The sequence below is a fragment of the Cystobacter fuscus DSM 2262 genome (assembly GCF_000335475.2).
Taxonomy (GTDB): Bacteria; Myxococcota; Myxococcia; order Myxococcales; family Myxococcaceae; genus Cystobacter; species Cystobacter fuscus.
Genome location: NZ_ANAH02000007.1, coordinates 580,762 through 600,355 on the forward strand (window position 1 = coordinate 580,762; position 19,594 = coordinate 600,355).

Here is a 19,594-nt window from a genome sequence, read left to right on the forward strand (position 1 = left end):
GCCGGGCGGCCATCGCGGCATGCTGGGCGCTTCTTCGGGGTGAATACATGAAGGACTTCTTCAAGACGCTCTTCGCCTGCCTGGTGGCGCTGGGGGTCTTCGTCGTGGGCAGCCTCTTTCTGTTCGTGGGCTTCGTGGCCGTGGTGGGTGGTTCCAGCGAGCCCCCGGTGCCGCCCAAGGCCGTGCTCGTCGTGGACCTGGACATGAACCTGTTGGACCACGCCAGCGCGCCGGGCGTGTCGGAATCCCTCCAGACCGCGCTCCAGGGAGAGAAGAGCCGGACCCTGGCGCTCGCCACCGCCGTGGCGGCCGTGGACCGGGCCGCGGCGGACGAGCGCATCGTGGGGCTCTACCTCACCAGCAACCTCACGCCCGCCGGTTACGGCTCGGGCCCCGCCGCGCTGCGCGAGTTCCGCGGCGCGCTGCAGCGCTTCAAGGCCAAGAAGCCGGTGCTCGCCTACAACGTCACCTGGGCCAAGCGCGACTACTACCTGGCCTCCGTCGCCTCGCCCCTCTTCGTGAACCCCGCCGGCGAGGTGGAGATGAATGGCCTGGCGTCCGAGACCACGTTCTTCGGTGACGCCCTGCAGAAGTTCGGCGTCCAGGTGCAGGTCACCCGCGTCGGCAAGTACAAGTCCGCGGTGGAGCCCTTCCTCCTCAACCGCATGAGCGATCCCAGCCGGGAGCAGATGCAGGTGCTGCTGGACGACCTGTGGACCGAGTGGAAGACCACGGTCGCCCCCGATCGCAAGCTGACCCCGGAGGCCCTGCAGGCCCTGGCGGACGACAAGGGCATGCTCCTGCCCGACGAGGCCCAGGTCGCCGGGCTCGTCGATCGCGTCGCGTCCTTCGACGAGGTGCTCGAGGAGCTCAAGAAGCTGTCGGGCACCGACTCGGAGAACAAGAGCTTCAACCAGATCGATCTGGCCGCCTATGCCGGCACCGAGGTCCGCCCCGGCGAGGGCAAGAACCGCATCGCCGTGGTGTACGCCGAGGGAGAGATCGTCAACGGAGAGGGGCGCTCGGACCAGGTGGGCGGGGATCGCCTCAGCCGGGAGCTGCGCAAGCTGCGGCAGGATCCCGACGTGAAGGCCGTGGTGCTGCGCGTCAACAGCCCGGGTGGAAGCGCCAGCGCCTCGGATCTCATCCAGCGCGAGGTCATCCTCACCCAGAAGACCAAGCCCCTGGTGGTCTCCATGGGCACCTATGCCGCGTCCGGGGGCTATTGGATCAGCACCTACGCGGACCGCATCTTCGCCGCGCCCAACACCCTCACGGGCTCCATTGGCGTCTTCGGACTGCTGCCCAACTTCCAGAAGCTGGCCAATGACCTGGGCGTCACCTTCGATGGCGTGCAGACGGCGCGCATGGCCACCCTGGGCACCGTCACGCGGCCCCAGAGCGAGGCGGAGTTCGCGCGCATCCAGTCCCTCACGGATCGCGTCTACGAGCAGTTCCTGGACAAGGTGTCCGAGGGCCGCAAGCTGGACCGGGAGAAGCTCAAGGAGATCGCCCAGGGCCGCGTGTGGTCCGGGGTCCAGGCCCAGAAGCTGGGGCTCGTGGACGAAATGGGAACCCTGGAGGACGCGGCGCGCTTCGCCGCCGAGAAGGCGGGCGTGGGCAAGGACTACCGGATGGACATGCCCAAGGGCCGCAAGTCCTTCGCCGAGCAGCTCGCCGAGTCCCTGAGCGAGGAGGCCAAGCCCAAGGCCCGCTCGGCGGTGGACGTGCTGATGGCCGACGTCCAGCGCCAGGTGGAGGTGCTGCGCTCCCTCAACGACCCGGCCGGCGTCTACGCCCGCATGCCGTTCGAGGTGTCCATCCACTGAGGCACGTGCCGGGTGGTGCCCTCGTGGGGCGAGCATGGCGCATTGAGTCGAGACATTCGCGCGAGCCCGAGGCCGGGAAGAATTCGTTTCTGGCCACGTTGACAGGTGCCGTGGGGCGTCTTAGGTGGGGCCTCACATCGACTCATGTGGTCGCTTCACGAGGTAGATATCGTGTCTCAACCGATGATTCGCATCGAAGGGCTGACGAAGTCCTACGGTTCCGCACAGGCCTTGCGCGGGGTGAGCTTCGAGGTCCCCCGGGGGCAGGTGGTGGGATTCCTGGGGCCCAATGGCGCCGGCAAGTCCACCACGATGAAGATCCTGGCGGGCTTCGTCACGCCGACCTCGGGGGTGGCCCAGGTCAATGGCATCGACGTCAGCGTGGACCCGGTCGCCACGCGGCGGCTGATTGGCTATCTGCCGGAGAACAACCCCCTGTACGAGGAGATGATGGTCCGGGACTACCTGGACTTCATCGCCGACGTGCGCGGCGTTCCCAAAGGCCAACGCCAGGCGCGCATCCGCTCCGCGGTGGAGCGCTGTGGTCTGGGCAGCGTGCTGGGCAAGGACATCCAACAACTGTCCAAGGGTTACCGGCAGCGCGTGGGACTCGCCCAGGCCATCCTCCATGATCCGGATCTGCTCATCCTCGACGAGCCGACCACGGGCCTGGACCCGAACCAGATCGTGGAGATCCGCAACCTCATCAAGGAACTGGGCCGGGAGAAGACCGTCATCCTGAGCACCCACATCCTGAGCGAGGTGCAGAGCACGTGTAGCCGCGTCCTCATCATCAATGAGGGCAAGGTGGTGGCGGACGACGCCCCCGAGCGGCTCACCACCTCCGAGGGAGGCTCGGTGACGGTGGTGCTCGCCTCGCGCTCGGGAGCCCCGCTGCGGCCCGAACAGGTGCGCGCGGTACTGGAGCAGGTACCGGGAGTCACCGGTGTGGAGGGCGCGGAGGCCGAGGGCGGCGACACGCTCGGCTTCAGCCTGCGCTACGGCGCGGAGGACATCCGCCGGGCGCTCTTCGACACCGCGGTGCGCCATGACCTCTGTCTGTTGGAGGTGAAGCGCCGGCACGTGAGCCTGGAAGAAACATTCCGCAAGCTCACCGGGGGAGAAGCCGCCAGGAGCGGGACCCCCCACCGTGCCGGGTCCGAGGCCACGCAGCACGCGGCGTGACGCCCGTCCAGACTTCGAATCAATCTCACGAGAGGTAGCGAATGGGAACGACACTCGCCGTCGCCCGGCGTGAGTTCAGGAGCTTTTTCAACTCGCCGGTCGCCTACATCGTGCTCGGCGGATTCCTGCTCACCGCGGGTTGGCTCTATTTCAGTACGTTGTTCGTGGCGGGCCAGGCCTCGCTGCGAGGCTTCTTCGGAGTGGCGCCGGTGCTCTTCGTGGTCTTCGCCCCGGCGGTGACCATGCGGCTCATCGCCGAGGAGCGAAAGTCCGGCACGTTGGAGTTGCTGCTCACCATGCCCCTGAATGACTGGCAGGTCGTCACGGGCAAGTTCCTCGCGGCCCTGGGCATGGTGGGCGTGGGGCTGCTGCTCACCCTGCCCTATCCCTTGAGCGTGGCGGCGCTCACCGCGCCGGGCGCCTCGTTCGACTGGGGCCCGGTGGTGATGGGCTACGTGGGCCTGCTGCTGCTCGCCTCGAGCTTCCTGGCCATCGGCCTGTGGGCGAGCGCGCTCAGCCGCAACCAGATCGTCGGCTTCATCATCGGCCTGGTGCTCTGCTTCGCCTTCTACTTCGTCGACAAGTTCGCCGTGGTACTGCCGCAGACGCTCTCGGCGGTCCTGCAGTACCTCTCGGTGGACTACCACTTCGACAACATCGCGCGGGGCGTGCTCGACTCCCGCGATGTCCTCTTCTACGTGACGCTCACCGTGGTGGGGCTCGCCCTGACCACGCGCACCCTGAGCAACGTTCGTCAGTGAGGCCCGCGATGAGAAAGAACACCCTCAACGCCACCGTCCTGCTGCTCGGCATCGTGGGCAGCCTGGTGCTGCTCAACATCCTCGGTCTGCGCGCCTTCAAGCGCCTGGACTTCACCCGCGACCACACCTACACCCTGTCCGAGGCGTCCCGGACGACGATGGAGGAATTGAAGGATCCCGTCACCGTCACCGCCTACTTCACCGACAAGCTGCCCCCTCCGTACTCGAGCAACGCGCGCTACGTGCGGGACTTGCTCGAGGAGTACCGCGCCGCGTCCCGGGGCAAGCTCAGCTTCGAGTTCCTGGATCCCATGACGCAGGAGACGGACGCCGACAAGGAGGCGAAGCGGGAGACGAAGCGCGACATCTTCGGCCGCACCTTCCGCGAGCCGACGTCCGTGGAGCGCGAGCTGGCCCAGGAGGGCATCCAGCCCGTCGAGGTCCGCGTCGTCGAGGACGACCAGGTGCAGACCAGGCGCGCCTACATGGGCATCGTCATCAAGCACCAGGAGAAGAAGGAAGTCATCCCGGTGGTGGCCGATACCCAGACGCTCGAGTACGACCTCACCCTGCTCCTGCGCAAGCTCACGCGCACCCAGACGCCCGTGCTGGGGGTGCTGCAAGGGCATGACGAGCCGGGCCTCCAGGACAAGCTCGGCCGCCTGAAGATGCTGCTCGGCCAGCTCTACGAGGTGCGCCCGGTGAACCTCGGCGAGAACAAGCGCGTGGAGGCGGGCGTGGACGCGCTGCTCGTCATCGGGCCCAAGACGGCGCTCGAGCCCAACGAGCTCGAGGCGATCGATCAGTTCCTCATGGAGGGCAAGAGCGCGGCGTTCTTCCTGGATGCGCTGCGCGTGGATCCACGCACCTTCGAGCAGAGCGAGGCGGAGCACGGGCTGGCGCCGCTGCTGGCCACGTATGGCGTGAAGCTCGGGGATCAGCTCGTGGCGGACGCGCGCTCGGGGCAGTTGTCGGTGCAGGAGCGGCGCGGCTTCATGGTCATCGACATGCCGGTGCCCTACCCGTTCATCCCCCTGCTCGCGCAGCTCGAGGGGGACAGCCCGGTGTCCAAGGGCATTGGCGGCGTGCTGCTGCCCTTCACCACGTCCGTCTCGCTCCAGACGCCCGAGGGCGTGCAGGGCACGGTGCTCGCGAAGTCCTCCAAGACGAGCTGGCTGGAGTCCAAGCCCTTCAACATCGACCCGCGCCGGGACTGGCGCAACGAGTCCCCCTCCGTGGGCGGCCCCTACCCGCTCATCGTCCAGGTGTCCGGCAAGCTCAAGAGCCACTTCGCCGCCCAGGCCAACGTCAGCTCCGCCACGCCCCTGCTCGCGGAGAGCAAGGGCGAGCCGCGCGTCATCGTCGCCGGTGGCTCGGCGGCGCTGTGGGATGACTTCATGAGCTCGGCCAACCAGGCCTTCCTGCTCAACGTGGCCGACTGGCTCCTGCTCGACTCGGCCCTGCTCGACATGCGCACCCGCGGCCTCGCGGAGGCGCCGTTGGACAAGGACATCTCGGACGCCACACGCAACACCGTGAAGTACGGCAACGTGCTCGGCATCCCCTTCCTGTTCACCGCTTTCGGCCTGGTGCGCTGGCGCATGCGTGAGGCGCGCCGGAGCCGCGTCACCGTCTGATCCGCTGGAGGACACACGATGAACAAGACAACGATCATCGTCCTGGGCATCTTCGCCGTGCTGCTCGTGGCGGTACTGGCCACCCGCGAAGACCACGTGAGCGTGGGCGTGCGCAAGCTCGAGCTACCCCGGGTGGACAAGGACAAGGTCTCCTCCATCGAACTCAGCGGCGCGCGCTCGGCCCGGCTGGAGAAGGAGGGCGATGGGTGGCGGGTGGTGGACCCGGCGAAGCCGGAGCAGAAGTACGTGGCGGACGAGTCCCTGGTCACCAGCGCCCTGGACGCCCTGGGCGAGCTGCGCCACCCGGACTTCGTGACCGACCGCGCGGAGACCCACGCGGAGTACGAGCTCGATGACGCGAAGGGGCTCAAGCTCAAGGTGGTGCAGTCGGGGACTCCGGCGATCGAGCTGGTGCTCGGCAAGGCGGCCAAGAATGGAGGCGCCTACGTGCGCGAGGCGGGCAAGAACGAGGTGTTCGTCGCCCGCGGCCGGTTGGACTGGACGGTGCGCAAGGACGTGAAGGGCTGGCGCAAGCGCGCTCTGCTCTCGCTCAAGCCGGAGGACCTCACCCAGCTCACCCTGCGCTCGAAGGATGGCGAGGTGCTCACCCTGAACGCCGGCTCCAAGCCGGGCGAGTGGAGCGTGGCGGAGGGAACGACGCTTCCCCCGAACTTCCGGTTCGACCCGGGACTCGCCGAGCAGGTGGCGCGGCAGCTCTCCTCGCTCAGCGCCCAGGACTTCCTCGAGGGCGAGGCGGCGGCGGACCCGGCCACGGGCCTGGGCGGTGCCCACGACACGGTCGAGGCGAAGCTCAAGGACGGCAAGACGATCGCCGTGCACCTCGCCCCCGCGGGCAAGGACGGGGCGACGGTGGCCGCCCGGCTCGAGGGGGATCCCCAGGTGTACCAGCTCGCGGCCTACAGCGCGGACGCCCTGCGCAAGCGCCTGACGGACCTGAGAGATCTGCGCCTGTTCCACTTCGAGCAGCCCAAGGTGACCCGGTTCAAGCTCCAGGCGGGCCCGACCGCGGTCCAGGTCGCCCGGGAGGGCACGGAGTGGAAGGTGATCGAACCGAGGACGTTGCCCACGGGCTTCGAGTTCGACGCCAGCCAGGTGGAGTCCCTGCTCTCGTGGCTCGGCTCGCTGCGCGCGGCCCGGGTCGTCGACGGCACGCCGAGCGAGGCCCAGCTGGGCGTGAACACCCCGACGGCGCTCGTCGAGATCTCCATCGAGGCATCGCCGTCGCAGACGCTGCGGCTGGGCAAGGAGGCGCCCGGGAGCGCGGCCGGCGTGAAGGAGCTGTACGCCCGGACGTCCATCGACCCACTGGCCTACGCGCTGCCCGAGTACGTGAAGACACGGCTCGCCCAGGGACTCCAGCTCTTCAAGAAGCCGGAGATGCCTCGGGGAGGCCCCAGCCAGATTGGCGGGCTGGATCAGCTCCCGCCGGAGGTGCGCCAGCAGCTCGAGGCCCAGCTGCGCGCACGGCAGATGCAGTAGGCACGACAGGGCACCTCCCACCACGCGCATGCCTCCCCACCCAGGGAGTCCATGAGCGTGGGGCCTCGTCAAGGGAGGTCCGCCCACGGTATGTTGAACCTCGGGGTGGCGATGGACGCCGCCCCATGAACCTCCTGGAGGCCACCATGAACGCCGCCCTTGATCTTGCCGCGGTCGCTGTCCTGTTCGCCCAGGGGGCGCGGGCCGCCAGGTAGGCCCCGAAGGTCCGACGCAGCGCGGTCCCGCTCCTTGCTGGGTGCCCTCGAGTCCTCAGGTGCGCCGCAGGCACCGCTCTGCCCGGAGTCCTTCCAAGTGTTCCTCGAATCCCTCGGCTGGGGTCCATCCCTCGCCCACGCGTTCTCCGTTGTCCTCCATGGTTCTTCCCTGTCCCTCGTCCCCGGCCGCGTCGTGCGCCAGGAGCGCGGGCTGCTCACCGTCCAGACCTCCGAGCTTCGCCTGCTCGCGCGCCCCTCGGGACGGCTCCTCCACCATGCCTCCGGCGCCCAGGCCCTGCCCACCGTGGGGGACTGGGTGGCGCTGCAACCCCCCTCCGGCCCGGGCGAGGCGCTGATCCACGAAGTGCTCCCACGCCGCGGCGTCCTCATGCGGCGTGAAGCGGACAGCGAGCACGAGGGGCAGCTCATCGCCGCGAACCTCGACGTGGTGTTCCTCGTGACGGGGTTGGATGGCAACTTCAACCCCCGCCGCATCGAGCGGGCGCTCACCCTGGCATGGAGCAGTGGGGCCTCGCCCGTGGTCGTCCTCAGCAAGACGGACCTCGACCCCGAGGTGGCCGAGCGCGTCCGCGAGGTCGAGGCACTCGCCCCCGAAGTCCCCGTGCTCGCGTTGAGCGCCCATACCGGAGAGGGCCTCGAGGCGCTGCGCGCCCACCTGCCCCCCGCGACCACGGGAGCGCTGCTCGGCTCCTCGGGCGTGGGCAAGTCCACCCTCGTCAACCACCTGCTGGGCGAGCAGCGTCTGGCCACCCGGGAGGTGCGGCCCGAGGACGACAAGGGCCGCCACACCACCACCCACCGCGAGCTGTTCCTCCTGCCGCACGGCGGGCTGCTCATCGATGGGCCCGGGATGCGCGAGCTCGGGTTGTGGGGAGCAGAGGAAGAGGGGCTCGGCCAGGCGTTCGCGGACGTCGTGGCGCTGGCCGCCCACTGCCACTTCCGGGACTGCACGCACCGGGGCGAGCCGCGATGCGCGGTGCGTGCCGCCGTGGACGAGGGAACGCTCGACGGGGAGCGGCTCGAGAGCTTCGAGAAGCTGCGGCGCGAACAGGCCTACCACGCCCGTCAGTCGGACGCCGCCGCGCGGCGCGAGCACCAGCGCCACGTGAAGAACCTCACCCAGGCTGGCAGGGAGCGCTCACGCTCCAAGCGGCGAGGGGACTGAGGACGCATACGGACGAGGGGGCCCGGACCGTTCCGGGTGTGGGCCCCCTTCCCTTTTCTATTCGCGCACCGGGGCCACGCACGCGTCGCGCAGGGTCGTGGACCACAACTGGTTGGCCTGGGTCTCGTCGAAGGCACTGAAGAAGACGCGATCCCCCACGCGCAGGAACTCCCGCGGGTAGGAACTGTCGCCGCCGGACCGGACGTCCTCCAGCCGCCGCGTTCCCCCGGGCGTGCCGTTCGACACCCAGGGCTCGATGCCCGCGGACTCCTGCTCGAAGGCGCTGAAGAAGACGAGCTCGTCGCTCACGGCGTGGACGGGCGAGCCATATTCGTCCGACAGGCTCAACGGCCGGCGCAACAGTGTCGTGCCCGAGGCCGTCCCATCCGTCACCCAGAGCTGCGTGTCCCGGGGCGCGGGACCCGAGCTGCCAATGTAGAAGGAGAAGAAGATCTTCGTGCCCTGGGGGGCGACACTGACGTCAGTCACGTACGGAAACGCCTCACCCTGGCTCGCGTAGGGGTTGGGGAAGGTGAAGATGCTCGTGGAGTCACCCCCCGCCACCGGAAGGCGGTTCAGGACCATGTACTGGGTGCTGTACGAGGTCGTCGTCAGGTACAGGTAGGAGCCCAGCACGTCGAGCAGGCGCACGCCGCGCGTGGGGCCATAGGTCTTCAGACGCACCGTCCCAGCCGCCGTGCCGTCCGTCCTCCACACCTCGGTGTCGCCGGTCGGTTCAGCCAAGGAGAAGAAGGCGAGCCCGCCGGAGATGCGCAGCTCGCTGGCGTACGCGCTGTCGGGTCCGGCATCCAGGCGCGTGAGGCGCGCCGTCCCCCCCACCGTGCCGTCCGTGCTCCACAGCGCCGTGCCCGACGCGTCCCGGACGAAGAAGAGCAGCGCGCCGCCCAACCGGCCCGCCGCGTTGCTCACCTCGGCCCCCTCGGGGAAGTCGCGCACCGGCACCGTGCCCGCCTCGGTGCCATCCGACGTCCACAACTCGCCGCGCGACGACGAGGACGCCGGGTCATACACATTGCGGAAGAAGACGAGCCGGCTTTCCAGCGCCGTCAGCTGCGACAGGGACGAGCCCTCCACTCCGGGCGTCAGATCCTTCAGGAGCCGCGTTCCGCCGCTCGTCCCGTCACTCACCCACAGCTCCGACCCGTGCTCGGCATCCGCCGCCTGGAAGAAGAGCAGGGACGGAGAGGCCGTGAGCTCGCGCACCGAGGGAGTCATGTGCGCCTCGGTGACTGGGAACTCCTTCACCAGGACGGTCCCCGCTTCCGTGCCGTCGCTCTTCCACAGGGCCCTGCGGCCGTCATCGAAGTTCGCGGCGAAGTAGAGCTGGCCACGGAACTCCTCGAGGGACTCCGGGAACGAAGCCAGGCGAGGGGGATACTCGGTGGGGGGAAAAATGGTGCGCACCCGCTGGGTGCTCGCCTCGTCCGGAAGACAGAGAAGCGCGGAGGACACTTCCCGCGTCGCGCTCTCTTCCCCCTCATCCGGAAGCGGACCGCCACAACCCATACCAAAAGCCAGGAGGAACAACCCCATTCCTTCACGCCACATCGCCATGCTCCACCCCTCCGCTGCCTGGGAGGCAAGGGTGGGCTGCGTCAAGCCTTGCGCCAAGTGCACCCCGGAGACAGCCGTGCTCGCCTGCCTGGAGCCCCATTCGTTTCGACGGCCTGGGATACCCGCCGGGTTCGACGAGGTGCTCGCGAATGAACAGTCCTTGCGTGCGTGGTTCCACCCTTCTTGTCCGCCACGGAGCAATGAGCGCTTTCATACCGAATGCAGACGATCTCGCGGACGTTTGTGACATTGGTGCTGGGTCTCCCCGTGCTCGCTCGCGCCGCCGAGGACGACTGGAACGTGCGGGATACGCTGCTCACCGAGGCCGCCGCGGTACCCGGCGCGGGCACCGTTCGGGTCAGTGCCGGGGGCGGACTCAATCAGTCGGACGATGGCGCGGATTCCTCCGTCACGAGCCTGGGCGCGTCCCTGCTGTGGTCCCCCGTGACGAACCTCGCGCTGGGCGTCTCCTCCCAGTGGCAGGGAGGCTCGTTCACGCCCACGGCCTCCGTGCGCTGGCAGTTGCTCTCCGAGGCCGTCGCGCCCGTGAACCTGACGGCCCTCGTGCGCTTCAGGGCGGTGGGCATGGAATCAACGGGCTCCGAATTGGATGCCAAGCTGGCGTTCGGGAGGACCCTCGGACGCGTGGGACTGACGGGAAACGTGCTCGTCGGCAAGGGCCTGGGCCACCGGGGCGACGTGGACTTCGAGGCGGCTTCGCTCGCGTCGTACCGGCTCACCCCCTCCTTCCGCGCGGGCATCGAGGGGCGCGTCCACTTCGAGCTCGTCGACGAGTTCAAGACGCCCGAGGACATGGGGCGGCCCTTCGGCCTGGTGGTCGGCCCGACCGCGTCCTACGTGTGGAAGGGCTTCCAGTTACAGGGCCTGGTGGGCTGGAGTTCGCCGCGCGGCTCCGCCCCCACCGGCGTGGTGGCGCAGGCGCTCGCGACCTTCGACTTCTGAGCCGCCCTACTCCGGACCAGCCTCGGCGAGCCGCTCGATGAAGTAGTGCAGCTCCAGGTACTTCCTTCCGAAGAACCACATCTCGTGTCGCGCCGGCCATGTGGCTGGAGTAGGCGGCCACGTAGATGGGGCTCCCATCGCGCACATAGGTGCGGATCCACCCGCGCACGCGCTCGCGCCCATCCGCCCCGTCATCCACCGCGACGATAGAAGCCGGCCGAGCAACCCCGCGATGAGCAGGCAGCCGAAGCCGGCGAAGTGGAAGTGGACGGCGGTGAGCAGCACCCACAGCCCCTGGAAGCCCAGGAGCGAGAAGTCCCCCAACCAGGTCATCATCCACACCGCGCCCCCGAGTGGGCACAGCAGGGCCACGTCGATGACCAGCTCCTCCACGAGGAACGCGCTGCGCCCGGCCAGCCGCACCAGCCCGTGCAGCGCGGCACAGAGCGTGAAGAGCAGATAGGGCAGTCCCAGCGCGACCCGGGCCTGCCAGGGCAGCTCCAGGGCGAACGCCGGCACGAGGGCCAGGGCGCCTGGCGGAAGGAGGGCCCCCAGCAGGGTGAACAGCCGGGAGGGACGTCCGGAGCGCGCGGGCACGGCGGTGAGCGGCAGGGCCAGCGGGACGAGGACGAGGGGCGCCAGCAGGAAGAGCGTCTCGGCGAGGAGGAACTCGTGGAAGCTGCCCGTGGCCCACCTCGCGGCCAGCAAGGCGCTCCAGATTCCGAGTCCGAGCGCGGGCCCTCCCAGGGAAAGCCCTCGGGTCCCGCTCCACCGCTGTCCTTCCGCGCGTATCGCCGTCACGGCCACACCATAGGGGTTGAACTCGGGGTCTGTCCCCGGAGATGCCATCAGTCCGGGTTCCGCGAGGGGGAGACGAGCCAGCGGAATGGATGCGCATGACGGAGTCCCTCCGACCCTGTTACACCCCATACTGTTGCGCCCAAGCGTGTCAGCGCCCCGGCCGACGCGACGCATGATGCTCGACATCCCAGGGTACAAGCTCCTCGGTACGCTGCGCACGACCAGTGCGAGCGTGCTCTTCCACGCGGTGCGTGAGTCGGATGGCCTGCCGGTCATCATCAAGACCCCCGCCGTCCAAGCCCCGAGCCCGCGTGAGCGCGAGCGCTATCGCCGGGAGTTCGACATCCTGCGGCGGCTGCGGGAGGTGGGCGGCGTGGTCCGCGCCTTTTCGCAGGAGGATCTGCTCGGCCGTCCGGTGATCCTCATGGAGCGGCTGCGGGGCGAGCCCCTGGCCGAGGTCGTGGGCAAACCCATGGAGGTGCCCCGGTTCCTGGAGCTGGCCCTCTCGCTGGCCTCCACCCTCGCGCAGGTGCACCGCCACGGCGTCATCCACAAGGACATCAAGCCCGGCAACATCATCGCCGAGCCCGAGGGCGGCGCCCGCCTCATCGACTTCGGGGTGGCCACGCTCCAACGGGTGGAGCACCAGGAGGCGGCGCCCGCCTCCCTCATCGAGGGGACACTCGCGTACATGTCGCCCGAGCAGACCGGGCGGATGAATCGCCAGGTGGACTACCGCACGGACTTCTACTCGCTCGGGGTCACGTTCTACGAGCTGCTCACCGGGATCCGCCCCTTCCACGGACGAGACGCGCTCGAGTGGTTCCACGCCCACATCGCCCAACGTCCGAAGCCTCCCCACGAGCTCGTCCCCGCCGTGCCTCCCGCCGTCTCGGCCGTCGTACTCAAGCTGTTGGCCAAGACGGCCGAGGAGCGCTACCAGAGCGCCGAGGGACTGCTGCGCGATCTGGAGAAGTGCCGCGACGGGGCGCTCGAGGCGTTCCCCCTGGGCACCGCGGACAGCCCCCAACGCTTCCAGTTGCCGCAGCGGCTCTATGGGCGCGAGACGCACGTCGTCACGCTGCTGCGGGGCTTCGAGCGCGTCGCGCGGGGAGGAGCCGCGGAGCTCATGCTGGTGCACGGCTACTCCGGCATCGGCAAGTCCTCGCTGGTGCGGGAGCTGCACAAGCCGGTGGTGCAACGGCGTGGGTTCTTCCTGAGCGGCAAGTTCGAGCAGTTCCAGCGCGACATCCCCTACGCGATGCTGGCGCAGGCCATCCGCGGGCTCGTGCAGCAGTTGATGGCGGGCAGCGACGAGGAGCTGGCCCGCTGGCGTGAGCGCCTCCAGGCGGCCTGGGCGGAGAATGGCCAGGTGCTGGTGGAGCTCGTTCCCCAGTTGGAGCGCATCGTGGGCCGGCAGCCCTCGGTCCAGGAGCTGACGCTCGCCGAGGCGCAGAACCGCTTCAGGCGGGTGTTCCGCCAGTTCCTCGGCGTCTTCGCCACGCCGGAGCACCCCCTCGTCCTCTTCCTGGATGACTTGCAGTGGGCGGACCTGGCCAGCCTCCAGCTCCTCCAGCACCTGCTCACCCATCCGGAGACACCGCCCCTGCTGCTGCTCGGGGCCTACCGGGACAACGAAGTCACGCCCGCGCATCCGCTGATGCTGACGGTGGACACGGCGCGCAAGTCAGGCGCCCGGGTGACGGACCTCCGGCTCGAGCCACTGAGCGTGGAGCAGGTCCAGCAGCTCGTCACGGACGCGCTGCCCGGAGCGGGTCCGGAGCTCGTGCTGCCCCTGTCGGCGCTGGTGCGCGAGAAGACGGGCGGCAACCCGTTCTTCATCAACCAGCTCCTGCTGGCGCTCGACCAGGATGGCCTGCTCACCCGCACGCCCCAGGACACCTGGGAGTGGGACGCCGAGCGCGTCCAGGCCAAGGGCTATTCGGACAACGTGGTCGACTTCATGGTGGCCAAGCTGCGCCAACTCCCCGCGTGGGACCAACGCCTGCTGAGCCTGGCCGCGTGCGTGGGCAATGTCTTCTCCCTCGCGATGCTGAACACCCTGTCCGGGCAACGAGGGGAAGACGAGGTGGAGCAGGGACTCGCCCCCGCGCTGCAGGAAGGCCTGTTGATGCGCGACGGCCCGGAGCAGTTGCGCTTCCTGCATGACCGCATCCACCAGGCGGCCCATGCCCTCATCTCCGCGGAGGAGCGCAAGGCCATCCACCTGCGCATCGGCCGGACACTGCTCGCGAGCCTCCAGCCGGAGGATCTGCACCAGAAGCTCTTCGACGTGGTGAGCCAGCTCAACGACGCGATGGAGCTCATCCACGAGCCCGCGGAGCGCCACCGCCTCGCGCGGCTGAACGCCGAGGCGGGCATGAAGGCCAAGGCCTCCATCGCGCATCGCCCCGCCATCTCCTATTTCACCAAGGCCTTCTCGCTCATTCCCGGGGACCCGTGGGAGACGGACGCCGCGCTGGCCTTCCAGGTACGGCTCGCGTGGGCCCAGTGCGAGCTCATGAGCGGCAATCCCGCCGAGACGGGCCGGCTGCTGGAGGGACTCCTCGCCCGGGCGCCCACCCGCGAGGACAAGGTGGCCACCTACCTGCTGCTGAATGACCTCTACGTGGGCACCGCCCGGATGAAGGAGGCCAGCGCCTGCATCCTGGAGTGTCTGGCCCTGCTGGGCATGTCGATCCCCGCGGCCCCCTCCGCCCAGGAAGCAATGGCCGCCTACGAGGAGGTACGGGCACTGCTCAGGGAGCACCCCATCCGGAGCCTCGACGCGCTTCCACGCATGACGGATCCGGACATGCGGCTGGCGATGAGCGCCCTCCTGTCCCTCTTCTCCTCGTCCTTCTTCACCGATCCCCACCTGCTCATCATCGACCTGAGCCAGATGGTCACCCTGACGCTCCGGCACGGCTTCACGGAAGCCGCCCTGTCCGGGTTCAGCTGGCTGGGGGTGATGGCCGGCGCCCACTTCAACCACTACCGGGAGGGCTATGCGCTGGGATTGCTCGCCCAGCAGCACCTCGAGCACCACGAGCTGTCCTCACAGCGGGCCAAGGTGCTCTTCAGCCTGCAATTCATCAGTTATTGGGCCCAGCCCCTCACCGTGACCCAGCAACTCGTCCTCGAGGGCTTTCAGCACGCCGTCCAGCAGGGAGAATTCCAGGTGGCCGCCTACTGCGGCAACTCCATCACCCTGAACCGCCTCGCCATGGGGAACCACCTGGATGACGTCTACCAGGAAGCGCTCGTGCGGGGCGACTTCTCGCACAGGGCGGGGGTCAGCGATGCGCGAGGCATGCTCCTGCTCCATCAAAGCTACGTGCAACAGCTGCGCGGGCACTCGCTCTCGTTCGACACGCTGAGCGGAGAGGACTTCGACGAGCAGGCGTTCGAGGCGTCACTGAAGTCCTCGCGACAGAACGGCCCGCGCAGCACCTATTGGCTCGTCAAGATGAAGTCCCGCTTCATGTGTGGCGCCTACGAGGAGGCGCTCGAGGCCGCCAACCAGGTGGCCGGGTACATCTGGGTCATGAGGGGGAGCATCAACATCCTGGACTTCCACCTCTACCGCGCCCTCACGCTGGCCGCGACCTGCCAGGGCGAGGCGACGGCGGCGCGGGAGAAGACCCTCGAGGCCATCCAGCGGCACCACGAGCAGCTCGCGGCCTGGGCAGACAACTGCCCCGAGACCTTCCGCGCCCCCGAGCGCATGGTGTTCGCGGAGTTGTGCCGGCTCACGGGGCGGCTGGATGACGCGATCATCGCCTATGAGGACGCCATCCGCTCGGCGCGCGACAACGGCTTCACCCAGAACACCGGCATCGCGGCCGAACTCGCGGCGAACTTCTGGCGCGCGCGGCGGGCGACGACCACGGCCCTCACCTTCGCGCGCGATGCCCGGGCGGCCTACCAACAATGGGGAGCCCTGGGCAAGGTGCGTCACCTGGAGTCCCGATGGCCCGGCCTCGAGCCCTCCCGGACCGACGTCGAGGACGCCACCACCGCCACCACGGACTCCACCCAGGTCGACGCGCTCACGGTGGTCAAGGCGCAGCAGGCCATCTCCCGGGAGATCGTCCTGGAGCGGCTGGCGGCGACCCTGCTGCACGTGGCCATCGAGAACGCCGGAGCCCAACGCGGCGCCCTGTTGTTGCCCAGCGGGGACACGCTCTCGGTGGCCGCCATCTCCGGCGGCCCGCCGGAGGAGAGCGCCGTGCGGGTCGGGGTGCAAGACGCTTCCCCGAAGCTGCCCTGGACGCTCATCGGCTACGTCAAGCGCACCCACGAGCACGTCCACATCGACGACGCCGCCCAACCCCATCCGTTCTCGTCCGACGAGTACCTGCGCGGCCACGAGACCCGCTCGGTGCTGTGCCTGCCGTTGATGCGCCAGGAGGTGTTCTGCGGAGCGCTGTATCTGGAGAACAACCTGGCCACCAACGCCTTCAACCCGAAGCGGCTCGTCCTGTTGAGCCACCTCGCCTCTCAGGCGGCGATCTCCATCGAGAACGCGCGGCTGTACGAGCATGTGAAGCGGGGCGAGGCGGCCCTGCGCCTGGCCAACGACGCGCTCGAGCAGCGGGTGGAGGAGCGCACGCGCGCGTTGAAGGAAGCCCAGGCCCAGCTGGTGGACACGGCGCGCGAGGTGGGCATGAGCGAGGTGGCCTCCAACGTGCTGCACAACGTGGGCAACGTGCTCACCAGCGCCGTCATCAACGTGGAGATGCTGCGCCGGGCCGTGGGCGACTCGCGCGTGAGCCGGGTGAAGCAGATCTCCGCGATGATCCTCGAGCACCGCGAGGACCTCGCGGACTTCTTCACGGGCGACTCGCGAGGCCGGCAGATTCCCGACTACCTCGCCGAGCTGTCCGAGGAGCTGCTGCGCGAGCAGGAGAAGCTGCTGGGAGACGTGGAGGAGATGGGCCGGAACATCGAGCACATCCGCGCCATCGTCCAGGTGCAACAGACCTACGCGAAGACCGCCGTCCTGGCGGTGGAGTGCGACCTCGCCCAGCTCGTCGTCGATGCCCTGCGCATCCAGATGGCCTCGCTCAAGCGCCACGGCATCACCATCACCCGCGAGCTGCCCGTGCTGCCCAAGGTCCAGGTGGACAAGCACAAGGTGTTGCAGATCCTCATCAACCTCATCAGCAACGCCAAGCACGCGCTGGACGTGCTCCCCGAAAGCCAGCGGCGGCTGCACGTGCGGCTCACCGCCCAGGGGAACAAGGCCCGCATCGAGGTGGTGGACAACGGCATGGGCATCGCTCCCGAGGCGCGCGAGCGGCTCTTCACGCACGGCTTCACCACCCGCAAGAATGGCCATGGCTTCGGCCTGCACTCGAGCGCGCTGGCGGCGAAGATGCTGGGCGGGTACCTCACGCTGGAGAGTGACGGCCTTGGCAAGGGCGCCACGGCCACGCTCGAGCTGCCCCTCGGCGAAGGCGGCCATCCCAGCGAGGAGAATTGACAATCCCACCGGGCATCGATCAGTGTCCCCGAGGTAGCGCGACAAGGTCGCCAGCCACCCGAACGTCGAGGCAGTGAACCGATGCGACTGCGCCTGGTGCTGTGGGGTTCGCTGCTGACGCTGCAAGTCCTCGCGACGGCCTTTCCTCCCGAGGCCATCGCGCCCGCGGTGGCCGGTTCGGTCTACCTGCCCCTCATGGCCTTGAGAGCAGTGGGCCTCCCCGTTTTCGGAAGGGCGGAGTCCGGGGGATGGCCAGGGCCATCCCCGCTGGGGTGGATCCTGGTTGCCACCTTCTGGGCGGCTGTGTGGTGGGGCGTGGTGTCGCTCGCGGGCCGCCTCGCTCGAGGCCCATCTGGCGGAAGTGAAAGCAAATCCGCCTGAGATTCACATTGAGGGTTCGCGCTCCTGAGAGGGGGGAGACAGCGAATCCACCGTACGTGGGCACCAGCGGGCATTGGCCGACGCCCGTCCATGCGTTCGTCACCGTTTCGTCATGGCTCCGTGCGGCCCCCATTGGGATTCACGGACAGGAGGGCTTGTACTGCCCGCTGTCCACGAGCTGCTTGAAGTAGCGCCAGCTCGTGGCGTTGCCCTGGCCCGCGGGCCACTCGGTGGGGGCGTGTTGGTACTCGGGGAAGGAGCGGGTGACGTAATCCCGGAGGTGCTGGGGCAGCTCGGCCCAGCCGCCCATCAGCTTGCGGCCATGTGTCTGGTAGATGAGCTGGCCCGGTTGGGAGCCCATCTGCATCCAGGGAAGATAGGGGCCCACGCGCGTCCAGGAGATGTCCGCGGGTACGGTGTCGAGCCTCGAGTCCTCCAGCGCGGCGCGCGAGACGTAGAAGTTGAAGAGCTCGGCGGCCTGGTAGAGGTTGCCGCCGGAGTAGTCCGGGTACGTCGCCACGGGCAGCGGCGAGGGGTAGGCCAGGAGGATGTCGGTGCTGTAGACGACGCGATCCCCATCCTCGGTGTGCGCCAGCAGGGGAGCGTCCTTCTCACCGAAGCGGTTGTTGACGGGGTCGTTCCACACGTGGACGACGGACACGGACCTGCCGTTGAGCGGGTTGTTCCAGCACTCGAGGATCTCCCCCGTGGTGGGGTCTTCATAGAAGGAGGCCTCACGGCTGAGCTGCTGGTAGCCCTCCGCCGTCTTCTGGAAGCGGGTGATGTTGTAGCCCTCGAACTTGAAGAGCACCTTGTTGCTCCTCGTGACGGGGAGACTGCTCTCCTGGACGGACGAGTAGATGAAGCCGGTCCAGTAGAAGACCACCTCCTGCTCGGGATCGAGCGAGCCGCGCGTCTTCACGAAGCCGAGCAGGGTGTCGCCAGGCTGGGACAGGTCGAGGGGCGTGCGCGTTTCGGGCTCACCACACGCCAGCGCTCCCGCGAACGTCAGCGCGTACACCAGGTGACAAACGTGTCTTGCCATGAGGATCTCCTGTTTTCAGGGAGGAGGGGGAGCGTAGGTCCAGGCGAGCAGGTCGGAGCGCTGCACGGAGCGCCCGTCCTTCAAGACCTCCAATGACGCCTCCCCACCCGCCCGGAGGACATAGGTGTAGCCCTCATTGCGGAAGGTGAAGGTGGAGCCGTCCGAGGTGCGCTCCTCGGTCCCGCCCTGGACCGTCCGCGAGGCCGGAGTCGTCTGGCCATAACCCTCGATCCGCGTCTGCTTCGCCTTGGCGGCGGCGGCGAAGTCGAAGGACTGGTAGGTGAACCCACTGCCCTCCTGGGTGACGAGCACGCTGCGGGTGCCATCGAAGCCCATCACCCGCACGCCCAGCATCCAACGGCAGGACAGGTCCACCCCACCCGCCTGGAGGCTCACGAAGGGAGGAATCAGCGCCCGGTCGGGCTCGGGCAACATGCCAGGATTGACCGCGTGCAGATTGCCCACCTCCTTGCCACCCTGGAGCAGCGGGTAGAAGCGCTGGCCAGCTCCGGGAGACACCTCTCCCAGTGCGTAGGTCTGCTGGGTGGACGGAGCACCCTTGCGCTTCTCCACCCAGGTGAGCGTGGCGGTGGAGCCCCCCTCGTCGCGCTCGACGACGGCGATCCGGGGCCGGTTCGTCCCATCACAGAGAAACCAGGCGGGACGCGGCGAGCCCTTCAGGCGCGAGAAGGTGCGGCTCGCCGCTGCGGGCTCCTCGGGCCGGGGGCTGGCCGTGGCACCGGGAGTACCCGCGTCGGGCGTGACGGCCGGGGCACTGGGAGCACCCGCGTCGGAGGCGGCGGCCTCGACCACGGGTGGAGCCTCGACGGGAGGCCGAGGGGCCGCCGTGGAGTTCTCCTGACAAGCACCCAACACAAACAGCAGCACGGGCGTGAAACGAGCACCGCTCCGACGGCTCTGGAGCATGAGTCGTTTGGAGGGGAAGGAGAGACGTCGCATGTGACTGTCCTTAACATGACGTCCTTCATCCCAAGTGGTGATTCGCGCTGGGCCGCGCTTGAAGGACT

12 protein-coding genes are annotated in these 19,594 nt (G+C 68.6%); 8 read left to right on the plus strand and 4 right to left on the minus strand.

From position 1 onward, the window contains the following. Window positions 1-47: 47 nt before the first annotated feature. The 6 genes from sppA (at window position 48) to rsgA (ending at window position 8,313) form a co-directional block, all read left to right on the plus strand. Window positions 48-1,829: a signal peptide peptidase SppA gene (sppA, locus tag D187_RS14755; protein ID WP_002621674.1), complete on the plus strand. Its 1,782-nt coding sequence runs from the start codon at window positions 48-50 to the stop codon at window positions 1,827-1,829. Window positions 1,830-2,000: 171 nt separating this feature from the next. Beyond that, on the plus strand, window positions 2,001-3,014 hold the full coding sequence (locus tag D187_RS14760) for an ATP-binding cassette domain-containing protein (RefSeq protein ID WP_002621675.1): 1,014 nt from the start codon (window positions 2,001-2,003) through the stop codon (window positions 3,012-3,014). A 41-nt stretch (window positions 3,015-3,055) separates the two neighbouring features. Continuing rightward, window positions 3,056-3,775, plus strand: coding sequence for an ABC transporter permease subunit (locus D187_RS14765; RefSeq protein ID WP_002621676.1), 720 nt, complete (start codon window positions 3,056-3,058; stop codon window positions 3,773-3,775). A gap of 8 nt (window positions 3,776-3,783) precedes the next feature. Continuing rightward, window positions 3,784-5,412 carry a GldG family protein gene (locus D187_RS14770; RefSeq protein ID WP_002621677.1) on the plus strand — a complete coding sequence of 543 codons (1,629 nt, stop codon included), beginning with the start codon at window positions 3,784-3,786 and terminating at the stop codon, window positions 5,410-5,412. 18 nt (window positions 5,413-5,430) lie between these two features. After that, complete coding sequence (locus tag D187_RS14775; RefSeq protein WP_002621678.1) at window positions 5,431-6,912, plus strand: DUF4340 domain-containing protein; 1,482 nt, start codon at window positions 5,431-5,433, stop codon at window positions 6,910-6,912. A gap of 312 nt (window positions 6,913-7,224) precedes the next feature. Next, a complete protein-coding gene (gene rsgA / locus D187_RS14780) occupies window positions 7,225-8,313 on the plus strand; it encodes a ribosome small subunit-dependent GTPase A (RefSeq protein WP_002621679.1) in 1,089 nt (362 codons plus the stop codon). Window positions 8,314-8,370: 57 nt separating this feature from the next. Here the strand turns inward: rsgA and D187_RS14785 are convergent, their stop codons facing one another. Further along, complete coding sequence (locus D187_RS14785; RefSeq protein ID WP_245591713.1) at window positions 8,371-9,786, minus strand: ELWxxDGT repeat protein; 1,416 nt, start codon at window positions 9,784-9,786, stop codon at window positions 8,371-8,373. Window positions 9,787-10,107: 321 nt separating this feature from the next. On the opposite strand from D187_RS14785, the gene D187_RS14790 reads away from it, so the two are divergent. Further along, window positions 10,108-10,851: a hypothetical protein gene (locus D187_RS14790; protein WP_002621681.1), complete on the plus strand. Its 744-nt coding sequence runs from the start codon at window positions 10,108-10,110 to the stop codon at window positions 10,849-10,851. A 6-nt stretch (window positions 10,852-10,857) separates the two neighbouring features. On the opposite strand, the gene D187_RS14795 is transcribed toward D187_RS14790, so the two are convergent. After that, window positions 10,858-11,559: a YndJ family transporter gene (locus tag D187_RS14795; protein ID WP_002621682.1), complete on the minus strand. Its 702-nt coding sequence runs from the start codon at window positions 11,557-11,559 to the stop codon at window positions 10,858-10,860. A gap of 268 nt (window positions 11,560-11,827) precedes the next feature. Between D187_RS14795 and D187_RS14800 the strand changes: the two genes are divergently transcribed. After that, window positions 11,828-17,140, plus strand: a complete 5,313-nt coding sequence (locus D187_RS14800; RefSeq protein ID WP_043429948.1) for a trifunctional serine/threonine-protein kinase/ATP-binding protein/sensor histidine kinase — start codon at window positions 11,828-11,830, stop codon at window positions 17,138-17,140. A gap of 520 nt (window positions 17,141-17,660) precedes the next feature. Here D187_RS14800 and D187_RS14805 read toward each other — a convergent pair. Both D187_RS14805 and D187_RS14810 read right to left on the minus strand, forming a co-directional pair. Next, on the minus strand, window positions 17,661-18,566 hold the full coding sequence (locus D187_RS14805; protein ID WP_002621684.1) for a DUF1838 family protein: 906 nt from the start codon (window positions 18,564-18,566) through the stop codon (window positions 17,661-17,663). Between the two features lie 15 nt (window positions 18,567-18,581). Continuing rightward, window positions 18,582-19,526, minus strand: coding sequence for a hypothetical protein (locus D187_RS14810; RefSeq protein WP_155893347.1), 945 nt, complete (start codon window positions 19,524-19,526; stop codon window positions 18,582-18,584). Between the last annotated feature and the right edge of the window lie 68 nt (window positions 19,527-19,594).

Excerpts from the sequence above, each read along its gene's own strand:
- D187_RS14765 (WP_002621676.1), top strand. The coding sequence starts at position 3,056 with ATGGGAACGACACTCGCCGTCGCCCGGCGTGAGTTCAGGAGCTTTTTC.
- D187_RS14805 (WP_002621684.1), bottom strand. The coding sequence starts at position 18,566 with ATGGCAAGACACGTTTGTCACCTGGTGTACGCGCTGACGTTCGCGGGA.
- D187_RS14800 (WP_043429948.1), top strand. The coding sequence starts at position 11,828 with ATGCTCGACATCCCAGGGTACAAGCTCCTCGGTACGCTGCGCACGACC.
- sppA (WP_002621674.1), top strand. The coding sequence starts at position 48 with ATGAAGGACTTCTTCAAGACGCTCTTCGCCTGCCTGGTGGCGCTGGGG.
- D187_RS14790 (WP_002621681.1), top strand. The coding sequence starts at position 10,108 with ATGCAGACGATCTCGCGGACGTTTGTGACATTGGTGCTGGGTCTCCCC.
- D187_RS14770 (WP_002621677.1), top strand. The coding sequence starts at position 3,784 with ATGAGAAAGAACACCCTCAACGCCACCGTCCTGCTGCTCGGCATCGTG.
- D187_RS14775 (WP_002621678.1), top strand. The coding sequence starts at position 5,431 with ATGAACAAGACAACGATCATCGTCCTGGGCATCTTCGCCGTGCTGCTC.
- D187_RS14810 (WP_155893347.1), bottom strand. The coding sequence starts at position 19,526 with ATGCGACGTCTCTCCTTCCCCTCCAAACGACTCATGCTCCAGAGCCGT.